This is a genomic window from Rhizobium sp. WYCCWR 11146 (assembly GCF_013591995.1).
In the GTDB taxonomy this organism is placed as follows: Bacteria; Pseudomonadota; Alphaproteobacteria; order Rhizobiales; family Rhizobiaceae; genus Rhizobium; species Rhizobium indicum.
Map to the genome: position 1 here is coordinate 23861 of NZ_JACCEY010000004.1, position 20218 is coordinate 44078.

The window sequence follows — 20218 nt, forward strand, 5'->3', positions numbered from 1 at the left end:
GAAGGTAAAACAGGGTCAGTCATAAACAGGCTAACAGGGATAAAACCGATGGCACGCTTTGAAATGCACAATGCTGAAACGGCCACCATGGGTGGCGACAACAACAGCGCCGATGTCTTCTGCGAAATGGGTCTGATGTATGCGACCGGCCGCGGCTGCGAAGTCGATCTCGTTGCAGCCCACAAATGGCTGAACATCGCCGCAATCAAGGGCAACGACCGCGCCGCCGAGCTTCGTGCCGACGTGGCCGCCGCCATGGACAAGATGCAGCTCGCAGCAGCGCTGCGCGCCGCCCGCGAGTGGATGACGGTTCACTAGAACCGTCTCCGATCAATTCGACAAGAGCAGCAATAACAACCTCAAAAAGAGGGGGCTGGCGGGGCGCTTTGGACGGGGCCGACGCCGGGAGAACGGAACCGCGACCGGATCCTCCACCGGCCGCGGTTCTTCGCTTTATCGGCCGATCTGTTTCAGAACCTGCGGCAGAGCCTGTTCGAGCAGCGCCATATCCGCCTCCGGCCCGACGCTGATGCGGATGCAGCGGTTGAGGGGCGCCACACCAGGCATGCGGATGAAGACGCCGTGCTCTATCAGGCCGTCGACGATCGACCGCGCATAAGCGCCGTCGCGCCCTGTGTCGATCGCCACGAAATTTGTTGCCGAGGGCAGGGGGACGAGGCCGTTCGCCCGGGCGATGCCGCCGATCCGCTCCCGCGCCGCATGGATTTTCCCGACCACCTCGACGAGATAGGCCTGGTCCTTGAGGGCGGCGAGCGCTGCAGCCGTTGCCAGCCGGTTCATGCCGAAATGATTGCGGATCTTGTCGAAGGCCTGCGCCGTGCCTGCCGTCGAGATCGCGTAGCCGGTGCGTGAGCCGGCAAGTCCGTAAGCCTTGGAGAACGTGCGGGTGCGAACGACGTTCGGCAGCTCGATGAGCGAGGAGATCGACGGCAGCGAACCTGCCGGCCCCGTCTCGCTATAGGCCTCGTCGAGCACCATCAGCGTCGTCTCGGGCAGCGCACGGGCGAAAGCGACGATGCTGTCGGCATCCCACCAGCTTCCCATCGGATTGTCGGGATTGGCGAAATAGACGAGCGGCGCATTCTCGCGTTTCACCGCATCGAGCAGCCCGTCGAGATCCTCGCGGTCGTTTGCGTAGGGAACGGTCACCAGCCGACCGCCGAAGCCGGCGACATGGAAATTGAAGGTCGGATAGGCGCCGAGCGAGGTAACGACGGGCGCGCCCGGCTCGATCACCAGCCGGACGATCTGGCCGAGCAATTCGTCGATGCCGCTGCCGATGGCGATATTGGCGGCCGAGATGCCGAGATGGGCGGCAAGCGCTTCCCTGAGCGCGAAATTCTCCGGGTCATTGTATTTCCAGATATTGCCGGCCTCCTCGCGCATCGCCGCAAAGACGGAAGCTGCTGGGCCGAAGCCGTTCTCATTGGCGCCGATGCGCGCCGAAACGACAAGTCCGCGCTGGCGCTCGATCGCCTCGGGGCCGACGAAGGGGACTGTGGAGGGCAGGGCGCTGGCAAGAGGTGTAAAGCGCGAAAAGGCGGACATGCGACGGCAGTTTCCCGGACATAATGACTATTGGCGAAACAATAGGCCCGGGCACGGCCAACGCAAGCAAGATTATTTCCGCAACGACTCGGCCTGTTCAGGCGCGGAAGATCGGCGCGCGTCGGGCAGCGATTGCTTCCATGTTGCCGACAAGGAAATCGGTACGGACGACGCGGCGCAGAACCTCGGGGTCCATGATGTTGATGAACCGCACCCCGATGCGTTCCTTATGGCGATAGACCTCCGCGCAGCCGATCCGGTAGGCGAGGCCAAGAATGTTGAGATAATAATGCTTTGGCAGGCCGGCCGTGGTCGAGACGATGAAGGTGGCACCGCCCTGGGAGATATCGATGATCTCGGCGCTTCGCATGGAGACGCCTGTGAGGCACGGCCGGACGGCGACGATGCGGGCTGGCCGTTTGACGCTGAATTCTTCCCAGCGCAGGTCGTAGACAGCGGACTTGACCGTGGCAAGGTGTGTGGCGCGGAGCATAGTCATTCACATTCTCCGTCAGACAGGGCACATTTGGGGTCTTGATCGCGAGCAAGCTGGTCTTGATCTCATTCAAGCTGGGGTCTTGCTCGAACCAAGGTCACATGAATGTTTTGCACATTCGTCAAATATAAAATGACAATTTTAACGAGTTTAAACTTTGTGCCCAAGCGGGACGCCCGATGTTCATTATCGGGACGCGGGCTTTCATCTCCAAGCTCCCGTTTCAGCCAAAAAATCTGACGGCGAGATATCCGCCGGTGGCAGTCAGCGCCGTCAGAGCCGTGCCCCAGACCATGTCGACCAAGCTCATGGCGAGCGGCCAGTTGCGAAGCGTAGCGAGATTGGTGATGTCATAAGTGCCATAGGCGGCCAGTCCCAGAATGGCACCGTGGAGAAACGCGGTGGCGATCGAGCCCGCCGACAGCGCCGGCAGCACGGCAAGCACAACCACCGCGGCGGCGAAGAACAGGTAGAACAGTGCGCCGACCGCCAGATTAGGCGAGGGCAGCATCAGCGCTCCCAGTTGATCGCGATAGAAGTTGCGGGCGATGAGGCCGAGCCATATCCCGTCGCAGATGAGAAGGGTGAGAAAGGTACCGGCATAGGCGAGCAGTGATGTCTTCATCGTCAATCTCCCGAACTTGGCCTTTCTACGCAGCCAGGGCCGGCCGGATCGCCGCCCGTTCGATTTCGGTGCAATTTTCCCGAACTCTTTCAATGGCCAGGCGTTCTGCCTTGATCGATGAAGCACGGCGCGCTTCGAATGACGACAGCGAGGAGTTGAAGATGACTGATGTAAAAATCCCTTGGGAATCATGGGTCGTGGTCTGCGATGGAGCCAAGGCTCTGATCATGCAGAATGCCGGCGATGCCCAACTGGTGAACCTGAAGGTGCTGGAAACCCTGACACAGCCGAGCGCGCCGGATCGCGAGATTGGCGCCGATAAGCCTGGCCGAACCCATGCTGCAGACGGACTGAGCGGCAGCGCTGTCGAGGAGACCAGTTGGCAGGATCAGGCCGAAACCGAATTTCTGAAACAGGTGGCGGAAAAGCTCGACGAGTTGGTGCAGGAAAAGAAGGCCCGTCGCATTGTCCTCGTCGCACCGCCGAAGGCGCTTGGCGCGCTGCGGCCGGCACTCCGCGCCGATACGCAGGCGGTGATCACCGCGGAAGTGGCGAAAGACTATACCAATATGCCGGTCGACGAGATCGAGCGGCATCTCGCCGCCTGAGCCGGCAAGAGCCTACCTATAATGAACGCGGGTCGAATGGCCCGCGTTTTCTCATTCCGCCGCGTCAAGCGGACGGTTTCTGCCCGGCAAACAGTTCTTCATGATCGGCAAAGAGCGCCGCCAGGCGGTCGATGACGATCCTGACTTCCGGCCGCTGCCGCTCGTCGTCATGCGCAACGATCCACATTTCGTAGGTCAGTTCGTCGATGACAGGCCCGGCGCGGACGAGCCTACGCTCCTGATCGCCGATGAAACAGGGGAGCACGCCGCGGCCGGCACCGCCGCGGATGAGGTAAAACAGCATATGCGGCGTGTTCGTCCAGCTGGTGATCCAGGAATCCGGCTGTTCGAATGTCCATTTGTCGGCCGGCGTGATGGCGGTGTCGGTGCCGAGCGAGATCCAGTTGCAGTTTTTCTCGTCATAGCCGGCTGCCTGATAGGCCGCATGCGCCACCTTGACTGAACGGCGGATCGCGACGTTGCCGCTGTCCGGTCGGCTGTGGCGAATGGCGATATGCGCCTCGCGATAGGTGAAATCGACGGTGGCGTCGCAGGTCTTGTAGCACATGCGGAAGCTGTCCTTCGGCGTCCAGACGCTGGCCAGATGGTCGGCGACGAAGCGGGAGGTCCAGCTGTCGGCGGCCGTCGAGACGATCGGCAGTGTCAGCACCTCGCCGCGCCAGTCGGAGATCGCACGCGCAGCATCCTGCATCAGCCGGACGCGATCGAGCAGCTCCTGCCCGTCCTTGGCGAGCAGATAACCGGTGGGGCCGCGGCTGAACAGCGAGCGGCCGGTCACCCGTTCGAGCGCCAGCATGCGCCGGCCGATTGTCGGCGCGCTGAGCCCGGTGCGCGCCGCCGCCGCCGAAAGCCCGCCGCCGGTCGCGACATGGAAAAAAAGCTGCAGGTCGTCCCAGCTTGCATCTTTCATGGATGAAAACCCCCTTTCCTCAGCGCCTCTACATCGGAGGGGCGCGAAGGCTTAGCTCAAGTGCTCCAGGAAATAGATGGAGGATGAAGCAATGGATCTCAACTGGGTTGTTCTCTTTAGGGAAATCGAAATCGGCAATCACCGGATCCGCCGTGATCCCTTGGCCGATCCTCTCGATCGTCCGGAATGGCGCGGATTTCTCTGGGCCGTTCCGATCATCGCGCGCCTTGCCGCAAGACGGAGCGGCGAAACAAAGGCGGCGCGCCGCGATGCTACACGGATCGGAAAAAGCCTCAGGTTTCGAAGTTCAATCGCAACACGTGGTGCAGGAATTCCGGATTGATCAGCATGTTGAAGCTGATCGTCACCAATTCGCCTTCGCGCTTCACCACGGTCGCACCGATCTCGTCATGGATGCCGAGGATTTCGAGAAAGAAATGGCTCGGTATTTCCAGGTTCGGGCTGACTTCGAGCAATGCGCCGGCAAGCGTGATGGTGCGGATCAGGCAGCGCACCTGCGTTCCGGTGCTGAGGTGATGGCCGACGAAGATGATGTTGCCGGGCCTGTCGAGATTGAATTCCCTGTAAGCACGTTCCGGCTTGGGGTGTTCTGTGTCGAGGTGCATCTGAAAGGCCCTTTTAGCCTCCGCTTGTTATACGACAGGATATTACTTCAAGAATGCTGATATTTGCTGAAGAACACCGTTAAGATTGAATCCTTATGTGACCGCTGCGGGAAAATCGCACCGATTTCGTGCAGATTTGCCCCAAAGCTGCGCATTCCTGAGGCAGATGCGCCATTCTTGACATGTCGGCGGCGTTCGCGCATACAAGGGCCGGTTCGAGGCACCGGCCGCTCGCGGATGAAAATCCATGGTGAAGTCCTCGCGATCATGGTCACGGCCCTTTGTGCATGCTGACTGACGGCAATGCGAGCTCCCATACGCAGTCGAAGAGCATGCCTTGCGAAGGCTCACGCCATGACGACCACCTATCCTGCTATTGAAGAATTGAAGGCCCAGGCCAAGCGCCTGCGCCAAGCGATGAACGATCGCGGCACCCCGCTGACCCACAGTGCGGCCCTGGAAATGATTGCCCGCCAGCACGGCGCGCGCGATTGGAATACGCTCGCAGCCCTTGCGGCAAAGCCCAATGCTAGCCCGAAGACACCGCTCTTCGTCGGCGCGCATATTCGCGGCCGTTATCTCAATCAGCCGTTCACCGGCGAAGTCTTGGCGCTTTCGGCCCTGCCGGGCGGTGACCTTCACAGGATCACCATCCATTTCGACGAGCCGGTGGATGTCGTCACCTTCGAGAGTTTTTCAGCCTTTCGCCGGCGTGTGAACGCGCAGATCGATGCCGACGGCATCTCGCCGAGGAAGACCTCGAACGGCGTGCCGCATCTGGTGCTCGATCTCTAGATTGTTTTTGTCCTTTTGAGGCCGTCCGGATCCGGATGATTTAGCCGGATCCGGCCCTGCCTCCTATCGCACGGATTTCTCCATGACCGATCTTTCCGAAGGCAATGCCTTTCTCACCGGCTGGCTGCCGGGCGTCTTCATCAAAACGGCGGCACCGATCGTCGCGATCACCACCGTCAACGGCCTGTTCACCGTCGTCGACGCCTATTTCCTCGGCGCCTATGTCGGCCCGGATGCGCTCTCTGCCGTCAGCCTGATTTTCCCCGGGTTGATGCTGCTGGTCGCCCTGCAATCGCTGGTCTCGAACGGTATGGCGAGTATCCTCGCCCGCCGGCTCGGCGCCGGCAATCGTCAAGGCGCGCGTCGGGTGTTTGCCGGCGCGCATGCGCTGGCGTTCGCCGTCACCCTCATCCTCAATCTGGTCTACTGGACCGTCGGCCGGCAGATCATCGATGCCGGTGCTGCCGGCAATGCTGCCGTGGCCGATGGCGCCATGCTGTTCATGGGCGCGATGATCGCCTGTGCGCCGATCAGCTTCTTCCTGTCGCTGCATCTCGACGGGCTGCGCTGCGAAGGCAAGATCGGTTTCATGACCTTGGTGACGCTGTCGGCCTCTCTGCTCAACATCTTCGCCAACTGGCTATTCATGGCGGTGATGCATTGGGGCGTGCTCGGTTCGGCAGCCGGCTCCATCGCATCTCAATTCGTCTGTCTCGCAGCCGTGCTCGCCTATCGCTGGCGCCGGCCGGCGGCACTCAGGCCGTCCCCGGGGTTGGTTCTTGCTGAATGGCGCGGCATCGTCGCCTTCGGCGCGCCGATGAGCCTCGGTTTCATCGGCATATCGCTGGCCTCGGCCGCCATTTTGATCAACGTCTCGCTCTGGAGCGTGACAGACTATGTTGTGACGGTGGCTGCCTACGGCATCATCACCCGGATCATGACCTTCACCTATCTGCCGCTGCTTGGTCTCAGCATCGCCCTGCAGACGGTCGCCGGCAACAATCACGGCGCCGGCCTCGGGCTCCGCGTCGGCCGCAGCCTGCAGATCGCGATGCTCGCCGCACTCGTCTATTGCACCCTGGTGGAGATCATCGTCGAACTGCTGGCCGGCCGCCTCGGCGCCGTCTTCGTCGCCGATCCCGCGATTATCGCCGAGGTCAGGCGAATTCTGCCCTGGACGATCGGCGCCTATTTTCTCTTCGGGCAGATGCTGATCCTGTCGTCCTATTTCCAGTCGATCGGGGATGCGCCGCGCGCGGCGATCTTCGGCCTGTCGCGGCCCTATCTGCTCACCCTGCCGCTCACCTTCCTGCTGCCCTTCGTCTTCGGCGAGCAGGGGATCTGGATGGTGCCGGTCTTTGCCGAGGCAGGCATGCTCATCCTTGCTTTCCTGGTCCTGTCGCAGAACGCCAAACGCCGCGGCTGGCGCTACGGGCTTCTGCCCGCCTGAAACGCAAAAGCCGCGCACCCCGGCGCGGCTTGTCTCATGTTGTTTATTCTTTGCCTGCCGAAGCGGCCGATGTCGCAGCTTCGGCCTCATTCAAGGCCTCGGCGCATTCCTGGCAGCAGACTTCGACAGCCTTTCCGCCGAGCTTGACGGTGATGGTCTCTGCACCGAGTTTGCAGTCGCAGGCGGCGCATGTGGTCTTCTTCATCTGAGGATCCTCCGTTGATCGTCCCGCGATCGGGACAAGCTCATAAGATCATCGAAGACCGCATCGTCGCTGTCGAAATCTTTAGCGATTGATGGGAGCTTTTACCTGTGTCGCAGCTGCGCCGCGCGCTGGAATTCGGCCGGAGTCTGCCCGAAAGACTGCTTGAAGGAAGCGCTGAAATGGCTGTGGCTGGAAAAGCCGAGATCGAGACCGAGCGCCGTCAGATCCTCATATTGGCCGAGCAGGTCGAGCGCGCGGGCAAGCCGCAGCCGCAGCTGGTAGCGGTAAAGTGGCGTCGCCTCGACCTGTTGGAAGACCTGGGTGAGATAAACGGGCGAGACGCCCACTTCGGTGGCGATTTCCGAAAGTGTCCAGCGCCGCGCGAGATCGGAGGAAAGCACCAGCTTTGCCCGGTCGACGAGTTTCTGCCGGCCGGCGCTGGCGCCCGCCGCATGCGATGTGCGCTCGCCGAGCGAGCGGCGCACCAGCGTCAGCGCCAATATTTCCGCTTCCAGTGTTTCGGCGACGTTGCGGCTGAGACCATGACGCAGGAGCGCAACCAGCGCCTGCGCGCGCGGATCGATCCGCCGGCGCTGGCGGCGGAAGGAAAAGGGCGGGCCGGGCTGCGCCTGCTCCTTCGGCGTAAGCTCTTCGAGCATGGATTCGTCGATCGCCAGATCGATGCAGGCGTCGCCACCCTCGATAGGGTGGCTGATTCGATATGCCTGGCCGGCATTGAAGAACAAGACCTGATTGGCTTCGGCCACCGTATCATTGCGGCCGACATGCCGCATGAAGACGCCGCGATAGGGATAGACGAGGCTCGTCCTGTGGGCGCATTCCTCGTCGCTCTTATGACGGCACTCGCCATTGCAGACGATGTCACGAATAGTGACCATCTTCGTTTTCAGAAGCGGTGCCGTTGAGAACTGCGACATTGCATATTCCGTATCAGACAGGCCAGAACCGACAGTCCTTATAACAGCACTTTAGTAACGGCTGTAGACGTGAACATCGCTTTCCGTCTGCCCCCTGGAAAGGCCGATATCCTTCAGCTGTTCGTCGGAAAGCTCCATCAACGCATTGCAGTTGCGTCGTTCGTTCATCTTGCGCGCCAGCCAGCGCGCCACCGTGATTGCGGCAAGGAGGAGGCCGGGTCGCGTAAGATGCGAAGAGCGAATATTTCGGGCCGATATCGTGAAATTCGGGCTGTGCATGGTGATCCTCCATCCGTGTTTGGATGGAGGCAGTGAACCATCAGCGGCGTTTTCGCGCTGTCAGATTATTTAGCGATCGAACGCGACGCTTACGCCTTCAGCAGCCACTCGTGCTCGGCGGCATTGTGGAATTTCCAGATCCGCTGCGGTCCGGCCATGACGTTGAGGTAATAGAGATCGTAACCATGGCAGGCGGCGCAGGGGTGATAGCCTTTCGGCACCAGCGTCACGTCGCCGTCCTCGAGCGCCATCGCTTCGTCGAGCGAGCGATCGTCGGTGTAGACGCGCTGGAAAGCGAAGCCCTGCGGCGGGTTGAGGCGATGATAATAGGTCTCTTCCAGGAAGCTCTCGTTCGGCAGGTCGTCTTGGTCGTGTTTGTGCGGCGGATAGGAGGAGGTGTGGCCGCCTGGCGTAATCACCTCGACGACCAGCAGCGAATGCGCCGAGCTATCGTCTTCCGGCATGATATTGTTGACATAGCGCACATTCGTGCCCTTGCCGCGCGTCACCTGCGGGTGCGTGCCGGGCGGGATGGCCTTTGCCTGATAGGTGCCGCCGCCGGGTGCCGAGCAGACCGCGAGCTCCAGATCGGTCTCCGCCGTCACCGACCATGCCGATTCCATCGGGATGTAGAGCGCATGCGGGGCGCCTTCGAACGGGCTCATCCGGCCGCCGAGCGTGCCGAAATCCTTGGTGCCGGCAGACGCTTTGCCCTTGCCGGTCACCCAGACGAGGCAGACTTCGCGATCGCCCGTCTCTCCCGAGACGGTTTCGCCCGGCTTCATCCGATGCAGATCGAAGCCGACATAGGTCCAGCCGGCATTTTCCGGGGTGACATGCGTGACGCGGCCATGCGTGCCTGATGGTTTCACCTTGAGATTTGGCATTGGTGTTTTTCCTCGTAAGTTGGCGGGTGCGGCCCCCTCATCCGGCTGCCGCCACCTTCTCCCCCAGGGGAGAAGGGACATGCTGCGCCGCTTCCATTCCCCTTCTCCCCACCGGGGGTCCGAAGGACGGGTTGAGACCGGTGGCTTAACCCAGGCAAAGGTGCCCGTAGGGCGGATGAGGGGGTTCTTGCTCCAGCAGTCCGGAAAGACGAACTCCTTGTGGAAAGAATCTCCGGACAAACAGTTTTTACGATCCCTTGGGGAAGCCTTCCGTTTCCACGGTATAGCCCGCAGCCGTCATGACGCGCATCAACTCGGCGTGACCGATCTCGGCCATTTTCTGCGGCGGGGCCTTTCGCGGATCCTGTTCGGCCTCGACGACGAACCAGCCTTCATAGCCGTGATCGGCCAGCCGCTGGACGATGGCGGCGAAATCGAGCGAGCCGTCGCCAGGCACCGTGAAGGCGCCAAGCGCCACCGCATCGAGGAAGGACTGCCGGCTGCGATCCAGCCCATCCACCACAGGTTTGCGGATGTCCTTGACGTGAACATGGTTGATACGGGCGTGGTGGCTGCCGATGGCGCGCAGCACGTCGCCGCCGGCAAAGGCGAGATGGCCGGCATCGAGCAGCAGCGGGATGCCTTCGCCCGAATGGCGCATGAAGGCGTCGAGTTCCGGCTCGGTTTCGACCACGGCCGCCATGTGGTGGTGATAGGAAAGCGGCATGCCCTGCTCGGCGCACCATTCCCCGAATTCCGTGACGCGACGCGCATAGGCCTTCATCTCGTCATCTGAGAGGCGCGGCTTGGTCGCGAGCGGCTTGGAGCGGTCGCCCTGGATGGAGCGACCGACTTCGCCATAAACGATGCAAGGTGCATTGACCGCCTTGAACAGCGCGATCATCGGCGCGATGCGGTCCTTGTTGGCGGCAAGCTCCTCATTGACCAGCGTGCCGGAGAACCAGCCACCGCACAGCGTCACGTCGGCGGTGCGCAGGATCGGGAGCATCTCTTCCGGATTGCTAGGGAAACGGCGGCCTTGCTCCATGCCGGTGAAACCGGCGCTGCGCGATTGCCGCAGGCATTCCTCGAGGGACACATCGTCGCTGAGCTCAGGAAGATCGTCGTTCCACCAGGCGATGGGCGACATGCCGAGTTTGGCCTTCATCAACATTCTCCTTAAAAGCATTGCGGAAGAGCCGGGGCGCTCTTCCGAGAAATGGTAGCACTACAGCGCCGCGCGTCTTTTCAGACGCGCCAAGGACGCTGTAGCACTTCGAATTGCTGCATAATTTTGTCCTTAAATCGATCCCGATTTAAGGAATTATGCAGTAGATTAACCGATGCGCTGGGCGGCGCGTGCTTCGACGTAGCCCTTGCGCGCTTCGTTGACCTCTTCGCGCGGGCTGACCTCAGGCACCGCGACATCCCACCAGTGGCCGCCGGCCTCCGTGGTGATCAGCGGATCGGTGTCGATGACGAAGACCGAGGTGCGGTCGTTCTTCTTGGAGGCGGCGAGCGCCTGCTCCAGCTCCACGATCGAGGCGACCTTGACGGCGATGGCGCCCATGCTTTCGGCATGCGCGCGGAAATCGATCTCCGGCATCACCTCGTGATAGGAGTCCTTCAGCAGATTGTTGAAGTTGGCGCCGCCGGTTCCCATCTGCAATCGGTTGATGCAGCCGTAACCGCGATTGTCGAGCACGACGATGTTGAGCTTGAGGCCGAGCATGACCGAGGTGGCGAGCTCGGAATTCATCATCATGTAGGAACCGTCGCCGACCATGACGACGACATCCCGTTCGGGACGCGCCATCTTGGCACCGAGCCCGCCGGCGATTTCGTAGCCCATGCAGGAAAAACCGTATTCCATGTGATAGCTGCCCGGCGCCGTCGCCGGCCAGAGCTTGTGCAATTCGCCCGGAAGGCCGCCTGCAGCACAAAGAACCGTCGTATTCTCGCCGCCGATCGTGCGCGCCACCGCGCCGATCACCTGCGCATCGGAGGGCAGGGCGGCATTGGTGGTTGCCATCGCCTTGGCGGCGGCCTCCAGCCAGATTTTTTTCTCTAAAGATGCCTTTTCTGCAAGCGCTGCCGGCGCCTTCCAGGCGGAAAGCCCGGCCGAAAGCGCCTTCAGCCCTTCGCGCGCATCGGCCACCAGCGGATGACTGTCGTGCTTCACCGCGTCATAGGCGGCGATATTGAGGCCGATCATCTTGAGGCTGTCGTTCTTGAACAGCGCCCAGGAGCCCGTGGTGAAATCCTGGCAGCGCGTGCCGACGGCGATGACGAGGTCCGTCTCTTCGGCGATTGCATTCGCCGCCGAGGTGCCGGTGACGCCGACCGAACCAAGCGCCAGCGGATGGTTCTCGTTGATCGACGATTTGCCCGCCTGGCTGACGACGACCGGAATGCCGTGGGCCTCGGCAAAGGCGGCAAGCTCCTTCGTCGCCTGCGAATAAAGCACGCCGCCGCCGGCAACGATCACCGGCTTCTGCGACGCCTTGATCAGCGCGATGGCATTCGCCAGCTCGTCCGCATCCGGCTGCGGCCGGCGGGTCGTCCAGACTTTTTCATCGAACAGGCTTTCCGGATAATCATAGGCTTCTGCCTGAACGTCCTGGCAGAGCGACAGTGTCACCGGGCCGCAATCGAGCGGATCGGTCAGGACCTGCATGGCGCGCTTCAGCGCCGAGATGATCTGCTCGGGCCGGGTGATGCGGTCGAAATAGCGCGAAACCGAACGGAAGGCATCATTGGCCGAAACCGTGCCGTCGCCGAAATCCTCGATCTGCTGCAGCACCGGATCCGGCGCACGGTTGGCGAAGACGTCGCCCGGCAGGAAGAGAACGGGAATACGATTGACATGCGCCACGCCGGCGGCCGTCACCATGTTCAGCGCGCCCGGACCGATCGAGCTCGTGCAGGCCATGAAGCGCGTGCGGAAATTCGCTTTGGCATAGGCGATCGCGGCATGCGCCATGCCCTGTTCGTTGTGGGCGCGATAGGTCGTCAATTCGCCGCGCACCTGATAGAGCGCCTCGCCGATGCCGGCGACGTTGCCGTGACCGAAGATCGCCCAGACGCCACCGAAGATCGGCACTTTCTTGCCGTCGACGATCGTCATCTGTACTTTCAGGAAATGCGCGACGGCTTGTGCCATCGTCAACCGTATCGTCTTGCCCATCGGGTCCTCCCGCAATCTTTCTTTTCGCGTTTTCCCCTCCCCAACCCCTCCCCACAAGGGGGAAGGCTAACCTGCCGGGCTCTCTACATTCTCGCCGCAACGTCTCCTCCAAAAAGAAGCTTGCTGATGGCGTGAGGCGGTGCTCCGGGTAAGTCCCTTCCCCTTGTGGGGAGGGGTTGGGGAGGGGGCTTAATTCTAAGTCTACGGATGTCCGCGCGTCTTCAGCCACGCCTCTGTCAGTTGCCGGAAGCGGCCGGCCATGTCGGCGATCGCTTCCTCGTCGTTCATTTCGCCTGAAAGCCAGGCGCGCGCCGGATCGGCAAAGATCGTCCGGCCGACGGCGAAACCCTTCACGGAGGGAGCTGCCAGCGTCGCCTCGAAGCAGGAAATCAGCTCGTCGGCAGGCGCCTCGAGCCCCAGGAGCACGATACCGCGGCACCATGGATCATTTTTGGCGATCACTGCATCGATCTTCTTCCAGGCTTCACGGGATGCTTGCGGCTCCAGCTTCCACCAGTCCGGCTTGATGCCGAGCGCATAGAGCTCCTCCAGCGCTGTCGCGATCGTATTGTCGGTCAGCGGCCCGTTCTTGCCGGCGATGATCTCCACCAGCAGCTCGCGGCCGACCTTGCGGGCGGCCTCGAACAGCGTCCGCAGCTTCTCCTGCTGCTCCGTCTTCAATTCAGCCGGATCATCAGGATGATAGAAGCACAGGCATTTGATGCAATGTCCGAGCGGCCATTCCACAAGCTGCGAGCCGATATCCTGGCTGAATTCGAAGCGCAGCGGCTTCGAGCCCGGCAATTCCACCGGCCGGCCGATCCAGGAGAAATTCTTTGTCGCCGCATCGAAGAAAGCGTCGCGGCCGAAGCGTTCGTCGATCAGCATGCCGTAGCCGTCGCGGCCGTTCGAAACCCGCGCCGCTGCCGCCACCGCCAGCCGCTTGAAGGCGACAATCTTCTCATGGCCGACGCCGAGCTCATCGGCGACGCTGACGAGTTGCGAACGGTGGTCGATCGCCAGCGCCATCAAAAGCGGGATTTCGCCGCGCCGGGTCGATGCCCAGTGGATATGGTTGAGCGCCTCGTCCTTGCGCAGCGCCCGGTGTTTGCTGCCGGTCGTCAGGAAGAGGTCGAGTTCCGCCCAGGTCGGATATTCCGGCGAGCAGAGCAGGCGGGAGACGGCGAAGGCGCCACAGGCATTGGCCCAGGTGGCGCAGGTCTTCAGCGGCTCGTCGCGCAGGAAACCGCGCAGGAAGCCGGACATGAAGGCATCGCCGGCGCCGAGCACGTTGAAGACTTCGATCGGGAAACCCTGGCCGATGATGCCGGCTTCGAGATCGTCGGCGATCGGCCCGTCATAGACGATGCAGCCCATGGCGCCGCGCTTCAAGACGATCGTCGCCGGTGACAGGCGGCGGATCTCCTTCAGCGCGCCGAGCACGTCGTCGGCGCCGGAAGCGATCAGGATTTCTTCTTCGGTGCCGACGATGAGATCGCAGTCGGGCAGCGTCTCCTTCATCTTCGAGGAGACCCGGTCGGATTTCACATAGCGCTCGAAGCCTTCCGCATGGCCGGCAAGGCCCCAGAGGTTCGGCCGGTAATCGATATCGAAGATCACCTTGCGGCCGTTCGCCTTGGCGATGCGGATAGCCTTGCGTTGCGCGGCTTCGGTATTCGGCCGTGAGAAATGTGTGCCGGAAACGAGAACGGCGCGCGACGATCTGATGAAATCCTCGTCGATATCGCCTTCATCGAGCGCCATGTCGGCGCAGTCCGACCGATAGAAGATCATCGGCGACACACCCTCGGCCTCGACCGCCAGCAGCACCAGCGCCGTCAGCCGCTCCTTGTCGGTGACGATGCCGTCTGTCGCGACACCTTCGCGCGCCGACTGCTCGCGGATGAAGCGTCCCATCTGCTCGTCGCCGACGCGAGTGATGAGGCCGGATTTGAGGCCGAGCCGCGCCGTGCCGATGGCGATATTGGCCGGGCAGCCACCGACGGACTTGGCGAAGGAGCCGATATCCTCCAGCCGCGAACCGATCTGCTGGCCGTAAAGATCGACCGAGGAACGGCCGATGGTGATCACATCAAGCGCCGGCTCCGGCTGTGAACCCGGATTCGATTGTACCATGATGTCCTCCCGCTAGATTTTGCGCGGCTTCCAGTGCCTGCGAATTTTCAATAATGAAACATCGGTTCCGATATTTTGTCAATTCGGAATGTTTATTCCATTTTGCCTTTTGCAGCTTTTGACTGCTGATCCTTGCGCCGCCGTTCGGCGATTGCAACCGGCAGTGCCATGGTGAGCGCCATCGAGGCAGAAAGCGAGCGGAAGCCGGCGAAATCGGCCTCCGCCACCTCGAACCAGTGCGTGGCGCAGGCGGCCAGCGGCGAGAAAGCCGAATCGGTGATCGCGATGACGGGGACGCCGCGGTCGGCAAGCTCCTGGCTCTGGCTGAGGCTGTCGGCCGCATAGGGCGAGAAGCTCGCCGCGATCGCTGCATCCTTCGGTGATGCGAACTGCACCATTTCAGGGTCGACGCCGTTCGGCGAGGCGACGATCTGGTGGCGGATATTGAGCTTGGAAAAAGCGTAGGTCATGTGCGCCGTCAAAGGGTAGGAGCGCCGTTTGGCGATCAGATAGATCGTCTCGGCGCTGGCAAGGATATTCACAGCTTTGGTGAAAGTATCGCTCTGTACCGTCGCCGCCAGCCGGTTGACCGATTGACTTGCCGCGGCAATGAAGCCGGAGAGCAGATTGGCGTCCTCATCGTCGCCGCTGGATTGCTCCAGCGTGACCAGCCGCTCTTCATAGCTCAGCGTCCTGTCGCGCAACCTTTCGCGAAAGATGCTCTGCAGGTCGGAAAAGCCTCCGTAACCCAGATGATGCGCCAGGCGCACCAGCGTCGACGGCTGGACATCGGAGGCGGCCGCGATGCTCGCCGTCGTTCCGAAGGCGATCTCGTCGGGATTGCCGAGCGCGAAGGCGGCGACCTGCGCCAGCCGCTTCGGCATGCTCGCCTTGCGCTCGATGATGGTGCTGCGCAGGCTTTCGAAATCGCGCGGCACACGCGCGTGCCTCTGGGGATCGTTATCCATGCTTGTGGCTCACGAGATGAAACAAATATTCCATATTGTCGAACATAAACGATTTCAAACGACACCGCTAATTGTTTTTAATCCACTGTAATTGAAGGCTTTTGAACAGTATCTTCGGGAAATATGCAGAAATGCCTGCGACTAGGTCCCTTGTCAAAATGATCCAAATATTCCAAAAATCCGCGCGCAGCTCTGGAGGAGACGGAAATGAAGCCACTCGGCATCGGTTTGATCGGCACCGGTTATATGGGCAAGTGCCATGCATTGGCGTGGAATGCGGTGAAGACGGTGTTCGGCGATGTCGAGCGTCCGCGTCTCGTGCATCTGGCCGAAGCCAATGCCGGGCTTGCCGAGGCTCGTGCCGGTGAATTCGGTTTCGAGAAGGCGACGGCCGACTGGCGGGCGCTGATTGCCGACCCCGCGGTCGACGTCGTCTCCGTCACCACGCCCAATCAGTTCCACGCCGAGATGGCGATTGCAGCCCTTGCGGCCGGCAAACATGTCTGGTGCGAAAAGCCGATGGCGCCGGCCTATGCCGATGCCGAGCGCATGCTGGAAACGGCGAAGAAATCAGGCAGGGTTGCCGCCCTTGGCTATAATTACATCCAGAATCCCGTCATGCGGCATATCAGGACGCTGATTGGCGAGGGCGCCATCGGCACGGTCAACCACATCCGCGTTGAGATGGACGAGGATTTCATGGCCGATCCCGATGTCTTCTTTTATTGGAAGAGCGAGCTTTCCGCCGGCTACGGCGCACTCGACGATTTCGCCGTGCATCCGCTGTCACTGCTCTGGTATCTCTTCGGCCATGTCGAGGCCGTCATAACGGATATGGTCAAACCCTATGCCGACCGCCCGCTGAGCGAGGGCGGTCGCCGTGCCGTCGAAAACCACGATGGCGCCAACGTGCTGATGCGGCTTGGCGGCGGTATCTCCGCCGTGCTGATGGCGAATCGCGCCGCCTGGGGTCGCAAGGGCCGCATTGCGCTGCAGATTTATGGCTCGACAGGCTCGATCGTCTACGACCAGGAGCGGATGAACGAATTCGAACTCTATCAGTGCGAGGGTCGTGGCTCCGAGCAGGGCTTCCGCAAGATACTGGCGGCACCCGCCCATCAGCCTTATGATCGGTTTATCCCGGCACCAGGCCACGGCCTCGGCTTCAACGATCTGAAGATCATCGAATGCCGTGAGCTGATCCGGGCAATATCAGGCGAGCCGTCGTCGATCGTGACATTCGAAGACGGTCTCAGGATAGAGAAGTCGGTGCATGCCATGGCACAGTCCTTCCACGAGCGCCGCTGGATCGAGATCGGCTGAATGTAAGAGGCCGCTTTCCGTTGACGGGGCGTGGGGTAGGGAATAGGCCTTGGCGTGGTTGTCGGGCGCAGCTTCAGGAGTGAGATCGTGACGGATAGACTGGTGATCATCGGCGCGGGACAGGCCGGTTTCGCATTGGCGGCCAAGCTGCGTGCGTTGAAGGATACGCGCCCGATCACCCTCATCGGCGCGGAAGACGTCGCCCCCTATCAGCGCCCGCCGCTCTCAAAGAAATACCTGCTCGGCGAAATGGCTTTCGACCGCCTGCTGTTCCGTGCCGAGCACTGGTATGCGGACAATGACGTCGACCTTCGCCTTTCGACCTGGGCCGAGCAGATCAAGCCGGACAGCAAGCAGGTTCTATTGCAGGACGGCTCCGTTCTTGATTACGGCACGCTGGCGCTCGCCACCGGCTCGACGCCGCGCCGGCTGCCGGCCGCAATCGGCGGCGATCTCGAAGGCGTCTATGTCGCCCGCGACAAGCGCGATGCCGATCTGCTCGCTGACGAGATGCGCCCCGGTCGCCGCGTCCTCATCATCGGTGGCGGTTATATCGGTCTCGAGGCGGCGGCCGTTGCCCGCCATCGCGGCCTGGAAGTCACCGTCATCGAGATGGCCGACCGCATCCTGCAGCGCGTCGCGGCGAAGGAGACCGCCGACATCATGCGCGTGATCCACGAGGCCCATGACGTGGTGATCCGCGAGAAGACAGGGCTCAAGCATCTGATCGGCAAGGATGGCCGCGTCACCGGCGCCGCACTTTCCGACGGATCGGTCATCGACATCGATTTCGCCGTCGTCGGTATCGGCGTTGCCCCGAACGATCAGCTTGCCAAGGAAGCCGACCTCGAAGTCGCCAACGGCATTGTCGTCGACGAATTCGCCCGCACCTCCGATCCGGCAATCTTTGCGGCTGGCGATTGCGCCGCACTTCCCTGGCAGGGCGGCCGCATCAGGCTCGAATCGGTGCAGAACGCCGTCGACCAGGCCGAAGCGGCGGCAGCCGTCATCGCCGGCGGCAGCGAGCCCTATGATCCGAAGCCGTGGTTCTGGTCCGACCAGTATGACGTCAAGCTGCAGATCGCCGGCTTCAATCTTGGTTATGACGAGACGCTGCTGCGCCCCGGCGCCCGCGAAGGCGCCCATTCGGTCTGGTACTTCAGGGAAGGCCGGCTGATCGCCGTCGATGCGATCAACGACGCGAAAGCCTATGTGACCGGCAAAAAACTGCTGGAATCCGGGACCAATCCCGACAAATCGATTCTCGCCGACCCCTCTGCTGACCTCAAGAGCCTGCTCAGCTGAGCTTGGCTTCTTCATCGAAGAGAACGAAGCGCGATCAAATTCCGCGGATTTTGCCAGGAAATGCGGTTTGTTGGCGCAACCGGCCGAATTGCAGCTCGCTGCATTTCTTCTGGTGAAAACTCAAAAAACCCTTGCATTCACAGACCGGTCACCATAGTTAGGCCGCACCGGAGAGGTGGCCGAGTGGTCGAAGGCGCTCCCCTGCTAAGGGAGTATACGTCAAAAGCGTATCGTGGGTTCGAATCCCATCTTCTCCGCCATCCCGATTTCTTAAGCGCGCATCGATCGTTAGTTTCTGGCCGGGAATCATGTTCGCTTAGTTGGCTAGGCCGCGCGACGAAAAAATCTCTCTGCCTCAAGCGAGAGAATCGCCCGCGGGAATCACCTCCCGCGCTCCAGCCACCAGCAGGGGCGAAAGCGGATCGGTGCACGTCGGGTTACGCTTCCGGCAATCATGAATCCCCCGCAAGAGCCGCATTTTGTCGAAAAAGTGTCACGAATGTGTCGCAAAGCGCATGTCCAATCCTTTGCTGGTCTGACCTAAGCCTCCGCAAAATCAGGGTTTTCTTAACAAAGCATAAAGGAAATCGAGGCCGGTTGCCCGACTTGTGTCCTTTCAGCAACAGAATGTCGGGAAGGCTCCCTCAAATCACCCATCCGAGTAAGTTGGTGATTGCGTGACGGCTTCCGTCTTGTATTTTCAGCGTCGGAAGCAAGGGCGACTGATCGTCCACTTCTTGAAACACGGGGATGGGGCAGGGAACGCTGCTCAGCGAAAGATCCCAAACCCGATCGAAACTTTGAATTGGAGGTCATTTATGAACATCAAGAGCCTTCTTCTCGGCTCCGCTGCTGCTCTCGCAGTAGTTTCCGGTGCTCAGGCTGCTGACGCTATCGTTGCTGCCGAGCCGGAACCGGTTGAATATGTTCGCGTCTGCGACGCTTACGGCACCGGCTATTTCTACATCCCGGGCACCGAAACCTGCCTCAAGATCAACGGCTACGTCCGTTTCCAGGTCAACGTTGGCGAAGATGTCGGCGGCGATTCTGACTGGGATGCATTCACCCGCGGTCAGGTTCAGTTCACGGCAAAGAGCGACACCGAGTATGGTCCGCTGACCGGCGTCATCGTCATGCAGTTCAATGCTGACAATGCCACCGATCAGGCTGCTAAGCTCGACTCCGCTTACCTCGACATCGCCGGCTTCCGCGCTGGTCTGTTCTACAGCTGGTGGGACGATGGCCTCTCCGGCGAAACCGACGACATTGGCTCGCCGGTCACCCTGCATAACTCCATCCGTTATCAGTACGAAACCGACGCCTTCTACGCTGGCATCAGCGTCGATGAACTCGAAGACGGCTTCTACAAGACGGACGAAGAAGCCAACAACGTTGGTGTTGCAGTTGGTCTCGGCGGCAAGGCTGGTGCATTCAGCTACCAGATCACTGCCGGCTACGACGTCGACAACGAAGACGGTGCTGTCCGTGCAATGGGTACGGTTGACATCGGTCCTGGTACGCTCGGCCTCGCTGCCGTATACGCTACCGGCCCGAGCTCCTACTACACCAAGGCTGAATGGGCTATCGCTGCCGAATACGCGATCAAGGCAACCGACAAGCTCAAGATCACTCCTGGCGTCCAGTACTACAGCAACTACTACGTTGCTGGCGACGACTTCAGCGACGGCGATGCCTGGAAGGTTGGTCTGACGGTTGATTACCAGATCGTCGACAACTTCTACGCCAAGGCTTCGGTTCAGTACCTCGATCCGGAAGATGATGACGACACCACGGCTGGCTACTTCCGCCTGCAGCGTGCGTTCTAATCTGATCTGACTTCGGTCAATCAGGAAAGCCCGGCTCTCGAGCCGGGCTTTTTGTATTTGGACG

General features: G+C 61.2%; 21 protein-coding genes and 1 tRNA gene. 9 read left to right on the forward strand and 13 right to left on the reverse strand.

The window, feature by feature from the left end:
* The first annotated feature begins 48 nt into the window (after positions 1-48).
* Positions 49-318 (forward strand): sel1 repeat family protein, encoded by a 270-nt coding sequence (locus HX899_RS01670; RefSeq protein ID WP_003546876.1) that lies wholly within the window; start codon positions 49-51, stop codon positions 316-318.
* Between the two features lie 135 nt (positions 319-453).
* On the opposite strand, the gene HX899_RS01675 is transcribed toward HX899_RS01670, so the two are convergent.
* The 3 genes from HX899_RS01675 to HX899_RS01685 form a co-directional block, all read right to left on the reverse strand.
* Positions 454-1569, reverse strand: a complete 1116-nt coding sequence (locus tag HX899_RS01675) for a pyridoxal phosphate-dependent aminotransferase (protein WP_180196401.1) — start codon at positions 1567-1569, stop codon at positions 454-456.
* 97 nt (positions 1570-1666) lie between these two features.
* Positions 1667-2068, reverse strand: coding sequence for a pilus protein PilZ (locus tag HX899_RS01680; RefSeq protein ID WP_003558031.1), 402 nt, complete (start codon positions 2066-2068; stop codon positions 1667-1669).
* Positions 2069-2288: 220 nt separating this feature from the next.
* Positions 2289-2690 carry a DUF2177 family protein gene (locus tag HX899_RS01685; protein ID WP_180196400.1) on the reverse strand — a complete coding sequence of 134 codons (402 nt, stop codon included), beginning with the start codon at positions 2688-2690 and terminating at the stop codon, positions 2289-2291.
* A gap of 161 nt (positions 2691-2851) precedes the next feature.
* On the opposite strand from HX899_RS01685, the gene HX899_RS01690 reads away from it, so the two are divergent.
* Entirely contained in the window at positions 2852-3298 is a 447-nt protein-coding gene (locus HX899_RS01690) for a host attachment protein (protein WP_138328425.1), read from the forward strand.
* Positions 3299-3362: 64 nt separating this feature from the next.
* On the opposite strand, the gene HX899_RS01695 is transcribed toward HX899_RS01690, so the two are convergent.
* Positions 3363-4229 carry a LysR family transcriptional regulator gene (locus HX899_RS01695; protein ID WP_181291547.1) on the reverse strand — a complete coding sequence of 289 codons (867 nt, stop codon included), beginning with the start codon at positions 4227-4229 and terminating at the stop codon, positions 3363-3365.
* A 91-nt stretch (positions 4230-4320) separates the two neighbouring features.
* On the opposite strand from HX899_RS01695, the gene HX899_RS34910 reads away from it, so the two are divergent.
* Positions 4321-4572, forward strand: coding sequence for a hypothetical protein (locus tag HX899_RS34910; protein ID WP_246697052.1), 252 nt, complete (start codon positions 4321-4323; stop codon positions 4570-4572).
* On the opposite strand, the gene HX899_RS01700 is transcribed toward HX899_RS34910, so the two are convergent.
* Positions 4523-4855 (reverse strand): hypothetical protein, encoded by a 333-nt coding sequence (locus tag HX899_RS01700; RefSeq protein WP_018241377.1) that lies wholly within the window; start codon positions 4853-4855, stop codon positions 4523-4525. The two genes, HX899_RS34910 and HX899_RS01700, sit on opposite strands and share 50 nt — an antisense overlap.
* Positions 4856-5209: 354 nt before the next feature.
* Between HX899_RS01700 and HX899_RS01705 the strand changes: the two genes are divergently transcribed.
* Positions 5210-5650 carry a glyoxalase superfamily protein gene (locus HX899_RS01705; protein ID WP_181291548.1) on the forward strand — a complete coding sequence of 147 codons (441 nt, stop codon included), beginning with the start codon at positions 5210-5212 and terminating at the stop codon, positions 5648-5650.
* A gap of 82 nt (positions 5651-5732) precedes the next feature.
* Positions 5733-7100 (forward strand): MATE family efflux transporter, encoded by a 1368-nt coding sequence (locus HX899_RS01710; RefSeq protein ID WP_181291549.1) that lies wholly within the window; start codon positions 5733-5735, stop codon positions 7098-7100.
* Positions 7101-7143: 43 nt separating this feature from the next.
* Here the strand turns inward: HX899_RS01710 and HX899_RS01715 are convergent, their stop codons facing one another.
* From HX899_RS01715 to HX899_RS01750, 8 genes are all read right to left on the reverse strand, one after another.
* Positions 7144-7305, reverse strand: coding sequence for a hypothetical protein (locus HX899_RS01715; RefSeq protein WP_181291550.1), 162 nt, complete (start codon positions 7303-7305; stop codon positions 7144-7146).
* 101 nt (positions 7306-7406) lie between these two features.
* Positions 7407-8243 carry a helix-turn-helix transcriptional regulator gene (locus tag HX899_RS01720; RefSeq protein WP_181291551.1) on the reverse strand — a complete coding sequence of 279 codons (837 nt, stop codon included), beginning with the start codon at positions 8241-8243 and terminating at the stop codon, positions 7407-7409.
* A gap of 51 nt (positions 8244-8294) precedes the next feature.
* On the reverse strand, positions 8295-8522 hold the full coding sequence (locus HX899_RS01725; protein WP_171599405.1) for a DUF1127 domain-containing protein: 228 nt from the start codon (positions 8520-8522) through the stop codon (positions 8295-8297).
* Positions 8523-8611: 89 nt separating this feature from the next.
* On the reverse strand, positions 8612-9409 hold the full coding sequence (gene iolB / locus HX899_RS01730; protein ID WP_171599406.1) for a 5-deoxy-glucuronate isomerase: 798 nt from the start codon (positions 9407-9409) through the stop codon (positions 8612-8614).
* A 247-nt stretch (positions 9410-9656) separates the two neighbouring features.
* Positions 9657-10577, reverse strand: coding sequence for a myo-inosose-2 dehydratase (gene iolE, locus HX899_RS01735; RefSeq protein WP_181291552.1), 921 nt, complete (start codon positions 10575-10577; stop codon positions 9657-9659).
* 168 nt (positions 10578-10745) lie between these two features.
* Positions 10746-12596: a 3D-(3,5/4)-trihydroxycyclohexane-1,2-dione acylhydrolase (decyclizing) gene (gene iolD / locus HX899_RS01740; protein ID WP_138387666.1), complete on the reverse strand. Its 1851-nt coding sequence runs from the start codon at positions 12594-12596 to the stop codon at positions 10746-10748.
* Between the two features lie 201 nt (positions 12597-12797).
* Complete coding sequence (iolC, locus tag HX899_RS01745) at positions 12798-14732, reverse strand: 5-dehydro-2-deoxygluconokinase (protein ID WP_138387665.1); 1935 nt, start codon at positions 14730-14732, stop codon at positions 12798-12800.
* A 92-nt stretch (positions 14733-14824) separates the two neighbouring features.
* Positions 14825-15700 carry a MurR/RpiR family transcriptional regulator gene (locus HX899_RS01750; RefSeq protein WP_029871480.1) on the reverse strand — a complete coding sequence of 292 codons (876 nt, stop codon included), beginning with the start codon at positions 15698-15700 and terminating at the stop codon, positions 14825-14827.
* A 207-nt stretch (positions 15701-15907) separates the two neighbouring features.
* Here HX899_RS01750 and HX899_RS01755 point away from each other — a divergent pair, with 207 nt between their 5' ends.
* The 4 genes from HX899_RS01755 (at position 15908) to HX899_RS01770 (ending at position 20154) form a co-directional block, all read left to right on the forward strand.
* On the forward strand, positions 15908-17023 hold the full coding sequence (locus HX899_RS01755; RefSeq protein ID WP_138387664.1) for a Gfo/Idh/MocA family protein: 1116 nt from the start codon (positions 15908-15910) through the stop codon (positions 17021-17023).
* A gap of 87 nt (positions 17024-17110) precedes the next feature.
* Entirely contained in the window at positions 17111-18328 is a 1218-nt protein-coding gene (locus HX899_RS01760) for an NAD(P)/FAD-dependent oxidoreductase (protein WP_138387663.1), read from the forward strand.
* A gap of 169 nt (positions 18329-18497) precedes the next feature.
* Positions 18498-18588: transfer RNA gene (locus HX899_RS01765), tRNA-Ser, on the forward strand.
* 558 nt (positions 18589-19146) lie between these two features.
* Positions 19147-20154, forward strand: coding sequence for a porin (locus tag HX899_RS01770; RefSeq protein WP_138328411.1), 1008 nt, complete (start codon positions 19147-19149; stop codon positions 20152-20154).
* The last annotated feature ends 64 nt before the right edge of the window (positions 20155-20218 follow it).